Source organism: Weizmannia acidilactici (assembly GCF_008974185.1).
Taxonomy (GTDB): domain Bacteria; phylum Bacillota; class Bacilli; order Bacillales; family Bacillaceae_C; genus Weizmannia; species Weizmannia acidilactici.
The window spans coordinates 52,434-67,556 of record NZ_BKZP01000007.1 but is presented as its reverse complement, the minus strand read 5'-3'; the positions used below and the strand labels follow the sequence as shown (position 1 = coordinate 67,556).

Annotated in this window: 17 protein-coding genes; 12 read left to right on the top strand and 5 right to left on the bottom strand. The window is 47.2% G+C overall.

The features are described from left to right. The first annotated feature begins 36 nt into the window (after window positions 1-36). From leuS to BpJC4_RS04675, 4 genes are all read left to right on the top strand, one after another. On the top strand, window positions 37-2,451 hold the full coding sequence (gene leuS, locus BpJC4_RS04690; protein WP_151679420.1) for a leucine--tRNA ligase: 2,415 nt from the start codon (window positions 37-39) through the stop codon (window positions 2,449-2,451). 134 nt (window positions 2,452-2,585) lie between these two features. Beyond that, the gene (locus BpJC4_RS04685) at window positions 2,586-3,059 is read left to right on the top strand and encodes a hypothetical protein (RefSeq protein ID WP_151679419.1); all 474 of its coding nucleotides are present in this window, start codon (window positions 2,586-2,588) and stop codon (window positions 3,057-3,059) included. Then, window positions 3,049-3,552 (top strand): hypothetical protein, encoded by a 504-nt coding sequence (locus tag BpJC4_RS04680; RefSeq protein ID WP_151697589.1) that lies wholly within the window; start codon window positions 3,049-3,051, stop codon window positions 3,550-3,552. The genes BpJC4_RS04685 and BpJC4_RS04680 overlap by 11 nt, the downstream gene beginning before the upstream one ends. Before the next feature lie 48 nt (window positions 3,553-3,600). Further along, complete coding sequence (locus BpJC4_RS04675) at window positions 3,601-3,783, top strand: sporulation protein Cse60 (protein ID WP_151679417.1); 183 nt, start codon at window positions 3,601-3,603, stop codon at window positions 3,781-3,783. 94 nt (window positions 3,784-3,877) lie between these two features. Here BpJC4_RS04675 and BpJC4_RS04670 read toward each other — a convergent pair whose 3' ends face one another. Beyond that, entirely contained in the window at window positions 3,878-5,143 is a 1,266-nt protein-coding gene (locus tag BpJC4_RS04670; RefSeq protein WP_151697588.1) for a BaiN/RdsA family NAD(P)/FAD-dependent oxidoreductase, read from the bottom strand. 222 nt (window positions 5,144-5,365) lie between these two features. Here BpJC4_RS04670 and BpJC4_RS04665 point away from each other — a divergent pair, with 222 nt between their 5' ends. Further along, on the top strand, window positions 5,366-6,991 hold the full coding sequence (locus BpJC4_RS04665; RefSeq protein ID WP_151679416.1) for a putative polysaccharide biosynthesis protein: 1,626 nt from the start codon (window positions 5,366-5,368) through the stop codon (window positions 6,989-6,991). Window positions 6,992-7,027: 36 nt separating this feature from the next. Here the strand turns inward: BpJC4_RS04665 and BpJC4_RS16060 are convergent, their stop codons facing one another. Beyond that, window positions 7,028-7,186: a hypothetical protein gene (locus tag BpJC4_RS16060; RefSeq protein ID WP_172967441.1), complete on the bottom strand. Its 159-nt coding sequence runs from the start codon at window positions 7,184-7,186 to the stop codon at window positions 7,028-7,030. A 99-nt stretch (window positions 7,187-7,285) separates the two neighbouring features. Between BpJC4_RS16060 and BpJC4_RS04660 the strand changes: the two genes are divergently transcribed. After that, window positions 7,286-7,528 (top strand): pseudouridine synthase family protein, encoded by a 243-nt coding sequence (locus BpJC4_RS04660; protein WP_151697587.1) that lies wholly within the window; start codon window positions 7,286-7,288, stop codon window positions 7,526-7,528. Window positions 7,529-7,703: 175 nt separating this feature from the next. Here the strand turns inward: BpJC4_RS04660 and BpJC4_RS04655 are convergent, their stop codons facing one another. Next, on the bottom strand, window positions 7,704-7,925 hold the full coding sequence (locus BpJC4_RS04655) for a DeoR family transcriptional regulator (RefSeq protein WP_151679414.1): 222 nt from the start codon (window positions 7,923-7,925) through the stop codon (window positions 7,704-7,706). A 344-nt stretch (window positions 7,926-8,269) separates the two neighbouring features. On the opposite strand from BpJC4_RS04655, the gene pepV reads away from it, so the two are divergent. Both pepV and dat read left to right on the top strand, forming a co-directional pair. Further along, window positions 8,270-9,697 (top strand): dipeptidase PepV, encoded by a 1,428-nt coding sequence (gene pepV, locus BpJC4_RS04650; protein ID WP_151697586.1) that lies wholly within the window; start codon window positions 8,270-8,272, stop codon window positions 9,695-9,697. A gap of 18 nt (window positions 9,698-9,715) precedes the next feature. Next, entirely contained in the window at window positions 9,716-10,585 is an 870-nt protein-coding gene (dat, locus tag BpJC4_RS04645) for a D-amino-acid transaminase (RefSeq protein ID WP_151679412.1), read from the top strand. A 35-nt stretch (window positions 10,586-10,620) separates the two neighbouring features. Here dat and BpJC4_RS16055 read toward each other — a convergent pair whose 3' ends face one another. Then, window positions 10,621-10,785 carry a hypothetical protein gene (locus tag BpJC4_RS16055; protein ID WP_172967442.1) on the bottom strand — a complete coding sequence of 55 codons (165 nt, stop codon included), beginning with the start codon at window positions 10,783-10,785 and terminating at the stop codon, window positions 10,621-10,623. 256 nt (window positions 10,786-11,041) lie between these two features. On the opposite strand from BpJC4_RS16055, the gene thpR reads away from it, so the two are divergent. The 4 genes from thpR (at window position 11,042) to BpJC4_RS04625 (ending at window position 14,637) form a co-directional block, all read left to right on the top strand. Then, entirely contained in the window at window positions 11,042-11,614 is a 573-nt protein-coding gene (thpR, locus tag BpJC4_RS04640) for an RNA 2',3'-cyclic phosphodiesterase (RefSeq protein ID WP_151679411.1), read from the top strand. Window positions 11,615-11,625: 11 nt separating this feature from the next. Then, entirely contained in the window at window positions 11,626-12,600 is a 975-nt protein-coding gene (locus BpJC4_RS04635; protein WP_151679410.1) for an NERD domain-containing protein, read from the top strand. A 4-nt stretch (window positions 12,601-12,604) separates the two neighbouring features. Continuing rightward, on the top strand, window positions 12,605-13,606 hold the full coding sequence (locus tag BpJC4_RS04630) for a diacylglycerol/lipid kinase family protein (RefSeq protein ID WP_151679409.1): 1,002 nt from the start codon (window positions 12,605-12,607) through the stop codon (window positions 13,604-13,606). Between the two features lie 224 nt (window positions 13,607-13,830). Continuing rightward, window positions 13,831-14,637 (top strand): phosphotransferase family protein, encoded by an 807-nt coding sequence (locus BpJC4_RS04625; RefSeq protein ID WP_151697585.1) that lies wholly within the window; start codon window positions 13,831-13,833, stop codon window positions 14,635-14,637. A 36-nt stretch (window positions 14,638-14,673) separates the two neighbouring features. Here the strand turns inward: BpJC4_RS04625 and BpJC4_RS04620 are convergent, their stop codons facing one another. Then, window positions 14,674-15,036, bottom strand: coding sequence for a YtzH-like family protein (locus BpJC4_RS04620; RefSeq protein ID WP_371862298.1), 363 nt, complete (start codon window positions 15,034-15,036; stop codon window positions 14,674-14,676). Window positions 15,037-15,123 lie beyond the last annotated feature (87 nt).

Genomic DNA, 15,123 nt, shown 5'->3' with positions numbered 1-15,123 from the left:
TGTCAATCGGGATACATACAGAAGGAGGAGTTTCAGATGAGTTTTGATCACCGGAAAATCGAAAAGAAATGGCAGAAGTACTGGGAAGAGCATAAAACTTTCCGTACGGACGAAGATTCAAATAAACCGAAATTTTATGCGCTCGATATGTTTCCGTATCCTTCAGGCGCCGGCCTGCACGTCGGGCATCCGGAAGGTTATACGGCAACCGATATTTTGGCGCGCACAAAACGGATGCAGGGGTACAATGTGCTGCATCCAATGGGCTGGGATGCGTTCGGGCTTCCGGCTGAGCAATACGCGCTTGATACGGGAAACGACCCGGCCGTTTTCACGGAAAAAAATATTAACACGTTCCGCCGTCAGATCAAGTCGCTCGGTTTCTCCTACGATTGGGACAGGGAAATTAACACAACGGATCCGGAGTATTACAAGTGGACGCAGTGGGTTTTCCTGCAGTTATGGAAACGGGGGCTTGCATATGTGGATGAAGTGCCTGTCAACTGGTGCCCGGCGCTCGGGACCGTACTTGCCAACGAAGAAGTGATCGACGGCAAGAGTGAACGCGGCGGGTATCCGGTAATCCGCAAGCCGATGCGCCAATGGATGCTGAAAATCACCGCTTATGCGGACCGGCTGCTTGAAGATTTGGAAGAGCTCGATTGGCCGGAAAGCATTAAAGACATGCAGCGCAATTGGATCGGCCGTTCGGAAGGGGCGGAAGTGATATTCAACATCGACGGCACCGATGAAACCTTCACCGTCTTCACGACCCGCCCGGATACGCTGTTCGGCGCGACTTATGCGGTACTGGCGCCGGAGCATCCTTTGGTTGATAAAATCAAAACGCCGGAACAGGCAGATGCGATCGCGGCTTACTTGGAACAGATCCAATCGAAGAGCGACCTTGAACGGACGGATCTCGCAAAAGAAAAAACCGGCGTGTTCACTGGCGCTTATGCGGTCAATCCGGTCAACGGCGAAAAAATGCCGATCTGGATTGCCGATTATGTCTTGATGAGCTACGGGACAGGCGCGATCATGGCGGTGCCTGCCCATGATGAACGCGACTACGAATTTGCGCGCAAATTTAATTTGCCGATCAAAGAAGTTGTAGCCGGCGGCAATATTGAAAAAGAAGCCTATACCGGTGACGGCGAGCATATTAATTCCGGATTTTTGAACGGGCTTGACAAACAAACGGCAATCTCACGCATGATCGAATGGCTAGAAGAAAAAGGCATCGGGCAGAAAAAAGTGACATACCGCCTGCGTGATTGGTTGTTCAGCCGCCAGCGCTACTGGGGCGAACCGATCCCGATCATCCATTGGGAAGACGGCACGACCACCGCTGTGCCGGAAGAAGAACTGCCGCTCATGCTGCCGAAAACGACCGAAATCAAGCCAAGCGGCACAGGCGAATCGCCGCTTGCCAATATTGAAGACTGGGTCAATGTGGTGGATCCTCAAACAGGCAAAAAAGGTCGCCGCGAAACAAACACAATGCCGCAATGGGCGGGAAGCTGCTGGTACTTCCTCCGTTTCATCGACCCGCATAATAAAGAAACGCTGGCAGATCCGGAAAAACTGAAAAAATGGCTGCCGGTTGACATTTACATCGGCGGTGCCGAGCATGCGGTCCTCCACTTATTGTACGCCCGTTTCTGGCATAAGTTTTTATACGATATCGGCGTTGTGCCGACGAAAGAACCGTTCCAAAAACTGTTCAACCAAGGCATGATCCTCGGCGAAAACAATGAAAAGATGAGCAAATCGAGGGGGAACGTCGTAAATCCGGATGACATTGTCGAATCGCACGGGGCCGATACGTTGCGTTTGTATGAAATGTTTATGGGGCCGCTTGATGCCTCTATCGCCTGGTCAACAAACGGCCTTGATGGATCGCGGCGCTTCCTTGACCGGATTTGGCGACTATTTGTTGACGAAGATGGCAGCCTCGCGGCAAAAATCCAGGACAAAGCGAACCCGGCGCTTGAAAAAACGTACCATATGACTGTGAAAAAAGTGTCGGAAGATATCGATGCTCTCCATTTCAATACGGCCATTTCGCAATTGATGGTGTTCATCAACGAATCGTATAAAACAGATATTTTGCCGAAAGCTTATGCGGAAGGCTTTGTGAAAATGCTCTCGCCGTTTTGCCCGCATATTGCTGAAGAACTTTGGGAAAAACTTGGGCACAAGGGCACGATTACGTACGAAGCATGGCCAACGTTTGATGCGTCAAAACTCGTTGACAATGAAGTTGAAATCGTCCTGCAAGTGAACGGCAAAGTGCGCAACAAAGTGATGATTGATCGCAATATGGGCCGTGAAGAGATGGAAAAACTCGCGTTGGCGGATGAAAAAGTAAAAGAATTTACAGAAGGGAAAATCGTCCGCAAAGTGATTGTCGTTCCAGGCAAACTGGTGAATATTGTGGCGAACTAACCGCTTTAAAAAACAGGCCTTTGCATCGATTGGGCTGCAAGGCCTGTTTTTTATATGAAGGCAGATTCATAATTTTTCATAGGAAACGGCAAACTATGCTTAACATTTATTTCATAAAAAAGGGGAACGGGCAAATGGTCATTTTATTCCCAGTTTTTGCAGGGGTTGTTCTGTTCTTATTTTGTTGTCGTACGGCCAAAAAAGAAAAACTGAAAACAATGGGGCTTTACTTATGGCTTTACTGCTGGACGGTCAATATCCTGAGGATAATGGAACTTAATCTGCGCTGGATCCATGACCGCCATATACCGATCATTTTTATTTCAAGACAGCTCATCCTGTTTCAGTTCCCGTTCTTGTTTCTCCTTTATTTACATTTTTGGCATCGAACAAAGTTTCCTGCATTGAAATCCGGAACAACAGCCGCTTTCTTCCCCGTATTTGCGGCCTATTTGGCGGTATTGCAATTTTCCGGCGTCCTGTTTGCACGGGAATGGTCCTGGAGGTATTTGTTTGTTTTCTTTTTTTTCGGGCTTGCTGCAGCCCATACCGGGGATGTGCTATTTAAGCTTTTTGGAAAAAAGGGGGCGGCCCAGAATGCTTCCTGAACGATTTGACCAAAATGAAATTTATGTCCTTGTATCCCTTGCTGCACTCATTTTTGCCGTATGGATTTTGCCAAAATCCGTATCACGCACAGCTGGTATCACGACCGGTTTGTTTTTCTCGGCTGTTTCCTGTTTTGCCGATGAAGTCATCGGCGTCACGTACCCTGGAAATTTTTATGACACATTTGATTCCCACCGGCATGAATTATTCGATATCATTATGTATTTTTCGGTGTACATTTTATATGGCTATATATTTATCAATTTACTGAAAATGTTTTTGCCGAGGTTTTTATCAAAGCAGTTTAAAATTTTTTACCTGTTGGCCTGGATTTCCGCTTCTACGATACTGGAAGGCATTTCCGATTTGTTCGGCGTGTTCCATTATTTGAATGGGTGGAACCTTTTCTGCTCATTCCTTATATACTGCCTTAGTTTCCCGTTATTTTTTTCTTTTTCAAAATGGGTCTTAAAAATTGAAGATTCAGTTTAAAATGTTCTGAAATTGGAAAGAATGGATCCTAATAAAGGAGGGATCACAATGGTGCAAGTAAAGCTTTTCGACTGCGAGCATGAAAAAGACCTTGAAGAAAGCATGAACGAGTTTTTGCAAAAAATGGATGAAGATCAGCTCATTGACATTAAATACAATATTGCGGCCATGATGGAACCCGGCGATGAGCAAATTTACTGCTTTTCAGCCATGATCCTGTACCATAAATGATTTCGGGGATTTTGGAACAGCAAACATTTCAGGCAATGTGTCTTTAAAAACATATCAAACGAGGCTGCCTTAACCATTGGGCAGCCCCGAATTTTCACTTTTGTAAAGCATAGGTGCCGGCACTCATTCCGGCAAGGCGGCCCGTGACAAGCGCGGCAGTAATGTTGTAGCCGCCTGTGTAACCGTAAATATCAAGCACCTCGCCGCAAAAATAAAGCCCGGGCATGAGCTTTGAGGCCATTGTCTTCGGCTCGATTTCTCTGACGGATACGCCGCCGCCCGTTACAAAAGCTTTTTCAAGCGGCAGTGTCCCGTTCACCCGGAAGCGGAAATGCTTCATTTCCCCGGCGAGCGTGCGCAGTGCCTCGCGGGAAACGGCGTAAGCGGGAGCGTTCAGGTCTATACCGCTTTTTTCAAGTAAAAATAGCAAATATCTTTCCGGTAAAAACCCTTTTAGTCCATTTTTGATTGCTTTCCTCGGATCCGCCTTGGTAAGTTCTTGAAAAATTTGTTCTTCATTTTTTTCAGGCATTGCATCAATAGACATTTCTACATGATCAAGCTTCCACTTTTTCATCGCTTTTACGACAAACTGGCTGCAGCGGAGGACGGCCGGTCCGCTAACGCCAAAATGGGTAAACAGCATATCCATTTGATGGGTGATGATCGGTTTTCCTTTTGGATTCAGTACGCTCACGCCGACATTGCGGAGCGAGAGGCCCTGGAGCGTCTTGTCGCGGATAAACGGTTCGTCCGATGTGACCGGCACTTCAGTCGGGAACAGTTCGGTAATGGTATGACCGGCTTCTTTCGCCCACGGGTAGCCGTCGCCTGTTGACCCGGTCTGCGGAACGGATTTGCCGCCTGATGCGACAATCACTGCTTTTGCCCGGATTTTCCCGCCGCTTTCAAGCAGGATGCCCACCGCCGCACCGTTTTCAAACAATACTTTTTTCACCGGGGAATTTACCTTGATCTCAACATGCAGTTCTTTTAACTTTTTCAATAGGGCATCGACAACCGACTGGGCTTTATTCGAAACCGGAAACATTCGTCCGTGGTCTTCTTCCTTGAGGGCTACGCCGAGTTTTTCAAAAAAAGCAATGATATCTTCATTATTGAAAACGGAAAATGCGCTGTAAAGAAAGCGTCCGTTTCCCGGGATATTTTTCACGATTTCATCTATCGGCAGTCGGTTTGTCACATTGCAGCGGCCGCCGCCGGAAATGGCCAGCTTCCGGCCCAGTTTATTGCCTTTATCCACAAGAAGCGTGCGGCTCTTTGTTTCCCCTGCTGCAATTGCGGCCATTAACCCCGCAGGCCCGCCGCCCACTACAATGACATCATAATCGCTTTTCATGTCCAAACCTCTTTTACTTTTTTGTCCACATTATTGTAAAATATAAGGAATGTCTGTGCAAATCTTGATTTGCAGAAACAACTGCCGCAAAATGCCGGAAAAATTTCTTCATAAAAAAATTGTCAAGTGAAGGCGTTCGCGGTACACTACATTATAGTGTGTGAAAAAAGGTCCGTCCGTATATGGGCGGCCGGAAGATCATTTCGGTCGGGAAGGGATTCTATGTCTTCAAATTTGTTGCGGGGCACGTTTATTTTGACGCTTGGGACCATTATTTCGAAAATTCTCGGGGTGTTTTATGTTATCCCATTTGATGCGATTGTCGGCGGCTCGGGTCCTGAGGCACTGTACCAGTTTGGATACGTCCCTTACAATATTTTTATCAGCATTTCCACGGCAGGCGTCCCGCTTGCTGTTGCAAAATATGTAGCAAAGTATAATGCGCTCGAAGAATATGCGGTCAGCCGCAAACTCTTCAGGACAAGCGTGTATTTGATGCTTGCGACCGGCATTTTGGGCTTCCTTGTGATGTATATTTTTGCTCCATATTTTACGGATTTGGCAATGGCCGGGAAACAGGATGCACAAGCATTTACAAAAGCCGATGTGACAACAGTTATCCGTGCGGTCAGTTTTGCGCTGATCATTATTCCGGTGATGAGTCTGATCCGCGGCTTTTTCCAGGGCCACCAGTCGATGGGGCCTTCCGCTGTTTCGCAGGTGGTGGAGCAGTTTGTCCGGATTTTGTTTATGCTGATCGGCGCATATGTGATCTTGCATGTCCTGCACGGCAGCATCGTATCCGCGATCAGCGCGGCGACTTTTGCTGCTTTTGTCGGAGGTATTGCAAGCCTCCTCATTCTGATTTGGTACTGGGTCAAGCGCAAGCCGCACCTTGATCGGCTTTTGAAACAGGACAGGGGAACAATGCATGTTTCGGTATTCAGTATGTACAAAGAAATTATTCTTTCGGCGCTGCCGTTCGTGTTCGTCGGGATCGCCAATTCTCTTTACCAAATGATTGACCAGCTGACGGTGAAACGCGGGATGGAAGCGATCAATCTCGGGAAAGTGTGGGAAACGCAGCTTGGGATTTTAAACTTCCAGTCACATAAGTTGGTCATTATTCCGGTATCGCTTGCCACCGCTTTTTCGATGACACTCGTCCCGATGATCACGGAAGCATTTGCGAAAAGGCAGCGGGATATGCTGATCCGTTCCGTCGACCAAACGCTGCAGGTCCTTTTATTTATTACGGTGCCGGCCGCGCTCGGGATGTCGCTGTTGGCCAGGCCAATTTTTGCGATTTTTTACAATACGGACAACGCCATTTCGGTCAGTGTGCTCATGCATTATGCACCTGTCGCGATTTTGTTTTCTCTCTATTCCGTTACGGCCGCAATCATGCAAGGGATTAATGAACAGCGCTGGACGATTTTGAGCCTCCTTGTCGGGCTGCTTTTTAAACTAAGCTTGAATATCCCGTTAATTAAGATGTACGGGATTATCGGCGCGGTTTATGCGACGGCGATCGGGTATATGGCGTCCATCCTGATCAGCTTTATCGTGATTAAAGTTTTTGCCGCCTATCCGTACCGGACGGTGATCCGGCGCACGATCCTGATTTTGATTTTTAACGCCGTTATGCTGGCGGTGGTGGGCGTCATCTACAAAGGATTGACGCTTGCCATCTCCCCGTCCTCAAGATGGCATGCCTTTTTAATCGTTGTGATCTGCGCATTGGCCGGTGCCGCCGTGTACGCCTACCTCGGCTTAAAATCGAGGCTTGCCGACAAACTGTTTGGGGTCAGGGTACAAAGGGTAAAGGCACTCCTCCACATGCGGTAAAAAGAAATGCGGAGGGGGACCACTTTTTCCTCCTCCTTACCGTGGCAATATATCCTGTTCTTGTAAATAGAGGATGTAATGTTCGATTTGCGTAATACGCAAATTCGTCCTGTTCAGCCGTTTGTCCAGTTCATCCAGCTGACGGATGATTTCCCGGAGCATCTGCGCCAGGGCAGGATCCATTTGGCAGTTCATACGGTTCACTCCTATCAAGCGGGATACTCCAGATTATGCGAAAATCGTGCAGGGGGCACAAACAGAAATGGGGGATCGGGCAAGAGGCTTGCTAAGTTTTTGACAAAACGCAAAAAGCATGTCCCAAAAACGTATCGCGGTTATCAAGGCAGGGCCGGCGAAGAAGATGCTGGCATTTTCCTTAACAGTGTTCTCCTTGATGATGGTTATACGGAAAAATCGGCTGAACTAAAAATTTTAATAACAGGAGAAATTTCAGAAATCGAACGAACGATTACGGAAGGAAAATGCCATCATGTGAAGCGGATGTTCAAAGCGGTTGGGAAAAAGTGGGAAATTTAAAAAGGCTGTCAATCGGGCCCATGATGCTGGACGCATAACTCGGGCCAGGGGCGTACCGTGAATTGACGGAGGCGGAAATGGCGCTCTTGGAGCTGTACCGAAAGAGCCCGTAACATGCCAAAAGCGGCAATGCATTTGTCCGCTGCCGCTTTCCAAATATGTTTTGTTTCTTTCTTTAAGATGACATCTTAACTTTCTTATCGGTTGTTGTCCATATCCCTCTGTGTGTGCTTTTGACTAAGTCGTTGTATGCCAGCACATTCAAATCTCTTTGAATCGTGCGAGGAGTGATGCCGAACTCATCCACCAGTTCCTGGGTCGTCACTGTCCCTTTCTCTTTAATAAACACATAAATCGATTTAATACGAGTAAGCATGCGGTCTGTTGATGGTTTCAAAATACCACTCCCTCATCTTTTTTCCAAAGACAAAGACGACAAACAGCTTCACAACATGATAAGGTTTTAGGAAACTTTTACCGTTCAGACAACCCCTTTTCTTCATAAATTTTTTTCTAAGATGTCAAACAATTATATTGTAACTCTTTTTGTGAGAATTGACAAATATTTTAGTGGGTTACTACACAATATGTAGTGTCACCCTGATTTATGAACACAATTGGTAGCGCTTTCTTTTAAGGCGTACTTCCAAGATTAGCGATTTTCGCCTATAATGTTATTTTATAAAAAATAAAAAAGAAGTAAAATAAGAGCGATATGGTTTATAAAAAGGAGGGAAAACCATGGCCGATATCAAGTGGATGGATGAAGTGTTAAAACGAAAAGACGATCTCATTCAAGACCTGCAAGGGATTTTGAAAATCAGGAGCGTCCTGGATGAAGAACACGCGACGGATGAAGCCCCGCTTGGCCGGGGGGTGAAAGATGCGCTGCAGTATATGCTGGACTTGGGTGATAAGGACGGTTTTACAACAAAAAACGCCGGAAACCTGGCCGGGCATATTGAAATGGGTTCGGGAAAAGAAATCGTCGGGATCCTCGGGCATGTCGATGTCGTACCGGAAGGGGATGGCTGGACTGTCGATCCGTACAGCGGGATTGTAAAAGACGGAAAAATTTATGCACGCGGCTCCAGTGACGACAAAGGCCCGACAATGGCAGCTTATTACGGGATGAAAATTGTGAAAGAACTCGGGCTGCCGCTTGAAAAAAGGGTGCGCCTCATTGTCGGTACGGACGAAGAAAGCGACTGGAGATGCATGGACTATTATTTTGCGCATGAGGAAATGCCTGCCATCGGATTTTCGCCGGATGCAGACTTTCCGATTATTTACGCGGAAAAAGGAATTTCCGATTTTGATATCATTCAGGAGCCGCAAATGAAAGAAGATACGCAGGCGTTTGCAGAAATTTTGTCTTTTGAATCGGGGCGCCGTTACAATATGGTGCCGGATTATGCCGAAGCCCATTTGACCATCCGCGGCGAACAAGCGGAACTTTTGCAGAAGTTCCAGGATTATCAAAAGGAAACAGGCCTTTCGGGTAAGGATTTTGTGGATGGTGGCGTATTGATTTTAAAATTGGAAGGCATATCGGCCCACGGCGCCGAACCGCGGAACGGGAAGAGTGCAGGACTTTACCTGGCGAATTTTTTAAGCCGGTTTGGACTGGATTCGCAAGGCGCCAAATTTATCGGGACGTTGAACCAATTTTTTGACAAGTCGCGCGGCGAAAACTTCGGCATCCAGTATGAGGATGACATTTCGGGGGATTTGACTATCAATGTTGGCATTATGAACTATCATCGGGAAAAGGGCGGACGCATAGGATTAAATATGCGCTATCCCGTTACTTTTGATATTGAAGCAGGAAAAACGAAAATTGAGTCGAAATTGAAAGAGGACGGGTTGCTTTTCGGCAATTTTTCGGATAGCAAACCACATCATGTCGACAAAAATGATCCATTGATCAAAACGCTTCAAAAAGTATACGAAGAGCAAACCGGAGAAAAAGCCGAACTGCTGGCGATCGGCGGCGGTACATATGCGCGCGCGCTCGATAAAGGCGTGGCGTTCGGGGCGCTGTTCCCGGGGCGCGAAGATGTGATGCATCAAAAGAATGAATACATGTATGTGGAAGATCTGCTCAAAGCAACAGCGATTTATGCGCAGGCGATTTATGAATTGGCGGGAAAGCAACAGCAAAAATAATGACAAAGGGGTTTCGAGATGGAGAAACTGATTTTAAACGGAAGGCTGATGGACAGGGAAAATGCAAGTATTGATATTGAAGACCGCGGTTATCAGTTCGGGGATGGCATTTACGAAGTGGTGAGGGTTTACCACGGGAGGCTTTTTACAAATGAATTGCATTTGAACAGGCTTTTTTTGAGCGCCGAAAAACTTTCACTCCGTATCCCGTATACAGCGCAGGAATTGACCGCGCAATTGGAGAAGCTTGTGGAGGCAAACGGGGTCGGCACGGGAATCGTGTATTTGCAGTTTACGCGCGGCGCCGCCAAGCGGAAACACCATTTTCCGGAGAAAAGCGAAACAACGTATGTTGCCTATACGAGTGAACTCGATCGGCCGCTTGAAAAAATGAAGAAAGGCGTAAAAGCGGTGCTTTCCGAAGATATTAGATGGCTCCGCTGCGACATTAAAAGCCTGAATTTGCTCGGCAATGTGCTTGCAAAACAAAAAGCGGTGGAAAACGGGTGCTATGAGGCGATCCAGCACCGCGGAGAAACGGTGACGGAAGGTTCATCATCCAATGTCTTTATCGTGAAAAACGACGAATTGGCCACACATCCGGCAACCAACCTCATTTTGAACGGGATCACGAGGCAGGTTCTCCTCGATATTTGCCGGAAACAAGGGATCCCCGTCCGGGAAGAAGCATTTACGGTTGACGATTTATTGGGGGCGGATGAAGTGTTTATCACAAGCACGACGTCCGAAGTGATGCCAATTGTGCAAATTGACGGAAAAATGGTTGGAGACGGGGCCCCGGGTGCGGTTACGAGAAAACTGCAGCATGCGTTTGAACGGGAAATCAACGGGCTTTCAGCACAACTCGCATCTGGCACAATGGAATAAAAAGGGGACCCGGCTCCTGGTTGGGCCGGGTCTTGTTAGCTGCAGCGCCCGGTTTCTTCGCCGAAGACCATGAGCTCCGAAGGGTGGGCAAGGACGATTTGATGGAAGTACGGCTTTTTCAGTTCAAAGTAGCCGTTTTTGTAAATAAAAATGATTCCGCAAGTTTCTCCTTTGTAAGTGACATGGTCTCCAATTCTCACACGTGTCCCTCCTTAAATCTTGTATATACCTCCGGGCGAATAAATCAAACTTTTCTGCTTGATATGATCATATGGCGGAAGCTCGCGGAATATGTCATATGGACCCGATTTTTTGCTTGGTGCTGGTAAATTTTATTGTTGATGATTCGCCGGTCCCTGCGTGATGGCGGGGCGGATTTCCCGTTACCCGGCATTGTTTGCGGAAAAGGCCATTTGTTAAAATAAATATGATTATAAACAGGATAGGGGCGGAAAAATGGTGAATCATTATTTTTACGCGGTATGGCTGCCAGAGGAAATCAAAACCGTGCTGCAGCAAGCCGCCGAAAATATGAAAACGGGGCTGCCGTTCCAAAGATGGGTGCACCGGGATGATTATCATATTACCCTTGCCTTTCTTGGCGCAGCCGGAGAAGACCAATTGGAAAAAGCAAACCGGGCCATTGCCGGAGAAATTGTAAAATATGGTGGTTTCCCTTTGGTGCTTGACCACTTCGGAACATTTGGCAAAAAAGATGAACCGCGTGTGTTATGGGCCGGGACACGCGCTTCAGAGCTCCTTTCCGGCCTCCAGAAAATGGTGGCCCGCTGCTGCCTTGATACGGGCTTCCGGCTTGATAAAAAGCCTTTTAACCCACATATCACGTTGGCAAGAAAATGGCGGGGAGATTTGCCTTTCCAGGCGGGGGTGCTGGACGGCTTTTTGCCGCAGCCTGCGCATTTCCAGGCTGAGCGGATCGTGCTGTATGAAACGCATTTGGACAGAATGCCGAAATACGAAATGAAGCAGTCTTTTCGCTTAGGCTCCAATAACATGAATTTGAAGTAAAGGGACGGATTATGGGACAGTTGTTGAAAATCCAAGATTATGTTTCACGGTATGAGGTGGATATCATCCGCTATACAAACCAATTTGTACGCCTGAAAAAACAGCAGTGGCAAACATTCCGGGAAAACTGGGAAAACAGGCTGGCAGCAGGGCAAATGCAGGAGGTACAGGAAGAAGAGGCTGCCCCCGATGAAGATTCCCGGCAGCTTTTTTCGCGCATTAAACATTGGTTAAGAAAAAAGAACGAAGTTGAAATGGAAGAGCTCGCGGAACCGGTGGCCCCCTTTCAGCCGGGTATACTCCAATTTTCGCCGCAGCTCGTGTTTTTCCCGGAAACGGAAGACCAGTTAAAAAAATTATTTTTGGACCAGCTGTTCAGGTTCCAGCTCAAATGGGCAAGTTCCACTTTGCTAGAGGATTCCCCGATACCAGCCGCCCTGTATTTTGATGCGGACTTAAAATATTTTTTGCAGAGATTTCCGGATACATTTTTATTGCTGTATAAACCGGTTTTTGTTTTTAAAAAAGCCATTTTGGAAATGGAGACGATATTGATTTCCCCTTTGGCAGTATGGTGTTTAACGTTTTTGGAAGAAGAGAAAGATGCCGTCTTTTTCGGTTCAAAAAGCCATTTCTGGGAAAAGCGGGCAGGCAAAAACGCGAAAAAAATTTTAAACCCGGTGATTGCGCTTGATCGGACCGAGAAAATTGTGCGCGGCATTTTGAAACAGCATGGTGTCACAATTCCGATTGAAAAAGGGCTGATTTGCCGGAACGGTTACATTACTTGGCCGGATGCGCCGCAGGGCCTGCATATCCTTGACAAACGGCCCCATATGGAGTGGTTCCGGCACCAGCGGAATTTACGGTCGCCGTTAAAATATATGCAGCTGAAGGCGGCACAGGCGCTGTTGAACGAATGTCTGGCAAAAAGTGTGGCACGAAAAAGACGGGAGTTGGAAGATCACTCACGGGACGGGGAATGATCGTATGAAACCACTCATTTTTATTGTCAATCCGGCGGCAAAAAACGGTGCCTGTTTAAAAGTATGGGAGAAAATGGAGGCAATGCTCGGAGGCCTGCAATATGATGTTTATTTTTCAAAGTACAGGGGGCACGCGAAAGAACTAGCAGAAAAGTTTGCAAAAAAGCTTGCGGAACCGGTTGTGCTCGTTGCGGTCGGGGGAGATGGTACGATCCATGAAGTCATTAACGGCGTGCATCATTTCAGCCATGTGACGGTCGCCTACATTCCGGCCGGGTCCGGCAATGACTTTGCGAGGGGCTACAGGCTGCCGAAAAAACCGCAAGCATGCATCCGCGCCATTTTCGGCATGCTTGAAGAAAGCCCCTCCGCTTATGACCTCGGCCATTTCTTCACGGCAGGCGGAAAAGAAGGCTATTTTGTCAACAGCCTCGGCGCCGGGTTTGATGCTGTCATTTCCGAACGGGCCAACCGTTCGAAGCTGAAGAAATGGCTGAACCGCGTGCTTCTCGGGAAACTGGCCTATGTGCTGATCCTTGTGCTGGAACTGTTTAAATACCGTCCGGTGACGGTGGAAATTGCGGCGGATGGCGTGAAGAAAGTTTTCCGCCGTACATGGTTGGTGGCCGTTTCCAACCAACCGTATTACGGGGGCGGCATGAAAATCTCCCCGGTGGCGGATCCGTCTGACGGCATGCTGAATATGATAGTCGTGCATGATTTATCCCGCTTGAAACTTTTGTTGATCTTTTTCACCGTTTTTTTAGGGAAACATGAATATTTTAAGGAAGTGTCCACTTTTACAGGAACGAAAATGTCAGTCATTTCAAGCACACCACTGCTCGTCCACGCCGACGGGGAAATTGTGGGCAGAACCCCCATTGAATTGAAAATCTGCCCGGAAGGGTGGAACCTTTTAAATACCGGACGCATCGCATCTGGCTTTTCGCCATTATTCTACGAAAACGATAAAATCAGCTTGACGAAAAAAGTCAAAAAGAGATAAAATTTATTAAAAGGTGGCTATTGTTGAATGATACTTGCCAATAGCTGTCTTTTTTTTGTTTTGGACCGTTGTTGATCCTGCAAAGTTTGCGGAAACTTTTGTGGAAACTATAGAAAATTTTAACAGATCCTTTATTTTTCGTGTAAAATGCTTGTATTTGGAAATCATTGTATACATAGAATCACAGTGATATGAGGTTGACTTACTGGATTTGAAGGTGAACGATGTTGGAAGATATATTAGGAAATGGCTGGGAAATTACACCGGCCGGGGGGGCAACAGGAGAAGCCTTCTACGCCAAATATAAGGAACAGACCCTGTTTTTAAAACGGAATTCGTCGCCGTTTCTTGCGGTGCTGTCCGCCGAAGGGATTGTCCCAAAACTCGTCTGGACAAAACGGATGGAAAATGGCGATACCATTACTGCCCAGCAGTGGGTGCAGGGCAGGGAACTGGAACCTTATGAAATGGAAGAACAGCGCGTTGCCAGACTGCTGAAAAAAATTCACGAGTCCAAACCGCTCTTGAATATGCTGCAGAGGCTTGGGATGGAGCCGATGAAGCCGGCCGATATGCTGGGTGATTTGGAGCACGGGATCGGGAAGGAATTGCTGGAGATGCCCGGGGTGCCAGATGCCCTGCAATTTCTTGAAACAGAACAGCCGAACATCCAATATGAGGATTATGTTGTTTGCCACGGCGATGTAAACCACAACAACTGGCTTTTGTCTGATGAGAATGAACTTTTCCTGATCGACTGGGACGGCCCGCTGATCGGCGATCCGGCAATGGATATCGGCATGCTGCTGTATTCGTATATCCCGCCGGAAAAATGGGAAAATTGGCTCATGGAATACGGTATTGGGATGACCGATGATTTGGCTTTAAGAATGAAGTGGCATGCGATATTCCAAACCATTGCCATGATCCGGTGGCATAAGGAAAAAAACCGGTTGGAAGAGATGCGCCGCTGGCTTGATTTTTTGCAGATCGTTTACCATGGCCGTGAAAATGGGAAGAGAAACCGCTGAACGGTTCCTCTTTCGTTTTTCCGGCGTGCGCCGGCATTAAAAATAGGTGTTTAACTGGTCAACCCATTCACTTAATTTGCTTTGATGCGCTTCAATATGGTCATCCAAATGCTGGGCATATTTCCCCGCCTGGCTGTAGCTGTACACATCTGTCAGCATTTGTTTCATATCTTCCCCGACAGCGGAATTCACCAGCAATGATTTTACCAGCCTTTCCAACTGTTCACATTCCGAAACAGATCCGCAGCAGTCTGTCTGATGGTCGTACAAAATATCGGTTAATAAATTCAACTGGTCGCGATGACTGAGTGTCAAATGGAACACATCCTTCACTTTGATATGCAGCTGTTTGCGTGCTATCATCATAAACGGCTGCCGCCGCTTGTACGAAGGATTCATGCTATTTTCCCCGCAACTCACGCGGGGCGTAAACTTCCTTCATACACATTTATTGTTTGATTTACATGTTTTTTTATGCAAATGGAA

Excerpts from the sequence above, each read along its gene's own strand:
- leuS (WP_151679420.1), top strand. The coding sequence starts at position 37 with ATGAGTTTTGATCACCGGAAAATCGAAAAGAAATGGCAGAAGTACTGG.
- BpJC4_RS04685 (WP_151679419.1), top strand. The coding sequence starts at position 2,586 with ATGGTCATTTTATTCCCAGTTTTTGCAGGGGTTGTTCTGTTCTTATTT.
- BpJC4_RS04680 (WP_151697589.1), top strand. The coding sequence starts at position 3,049 with ATGCTTCCTGAACGATTTGACCAAAATGAAATTTATGTCCTTGTATCC.
- BpJC4_RS04675 (WP_151679417.1), top strand. The coding sequence starts at position 3,601 with ATGGTGCAAGTAAAGCTTTTCGACTGCGAGCATGAAAAAGACCTTGAA.
- BpJC4_RS04670 (WP_151697588.1), bottom strand. The coding sequence starts at position 5,143 with ATGAAAAGCGATTATGATGTCATTGTAGTGGGCGGCGGGCCTGCGGGG.
- BpJC4_RS04665 (WP_151679416.1), top strand. The coding sequence starts at position 5,366 with ATGTCTTCAAATTTGTTGCGGGGCACGTTTATTTTGACGCTTGGGACC.
- BpJC4_RS16060 (WP_172967441.1), bottom strand. The coding sequence starts at position 7,186 with ATGAACTGCCAAATGGATCCTGCCCTGGCGCAGATGCTCCGGGAAATC.
- pepV (WP_151697586.1), top strand. The coding sequence starts at position 8,270 with ATGGCCGATATCAAGTGGATGGATGAAGTGTTAAAACGAAAAGACGAT.
- dat (WP_151679412.1), top strand. The coding sequence starts at position 9,716 with ATGGAGAAACTGATTTTAAACGGAAGGCTGATGGACAGGGAAAATGCA.
- thpR (WP_151679411.1), top strand. The coding sequence starts at position 11,042 with ATGGTGAATCATTATTTTTACGCGGTATGGCTGCCAGAGGAAATCAAA.
- BpJC4_RS04635 (WP_151679410.1), top strand. The coding sequence starts at position 11,626 with ATGGGACAGTTGTTGAAAATCCAAGATTATGTTTCACGGTATGAGGTG.
- BpJC4_RS04630 (WP_151679409.1), top strand. The coding sequence starts at position 12,605 with ATGAAACCACTCATTTTTATTGTCAATCCGGCGGCAAAAAACGGTGCC.
- BpJC4_RS04625 (WP_151697585.1), top strand. The coding sequence starts at position 13,831 with ATGTTGGAAGATATATTAGGAAATGGCTGGGAAATTACACCGGCCGGG.
- BpJC4_RS04620 (WP_371862298.1), bottom strand. The coding sequence starts at position 15,036 with ATGAATCCTTCGTACAAGCGGCGGCAGCCGTTTATGATGATAGCACGC.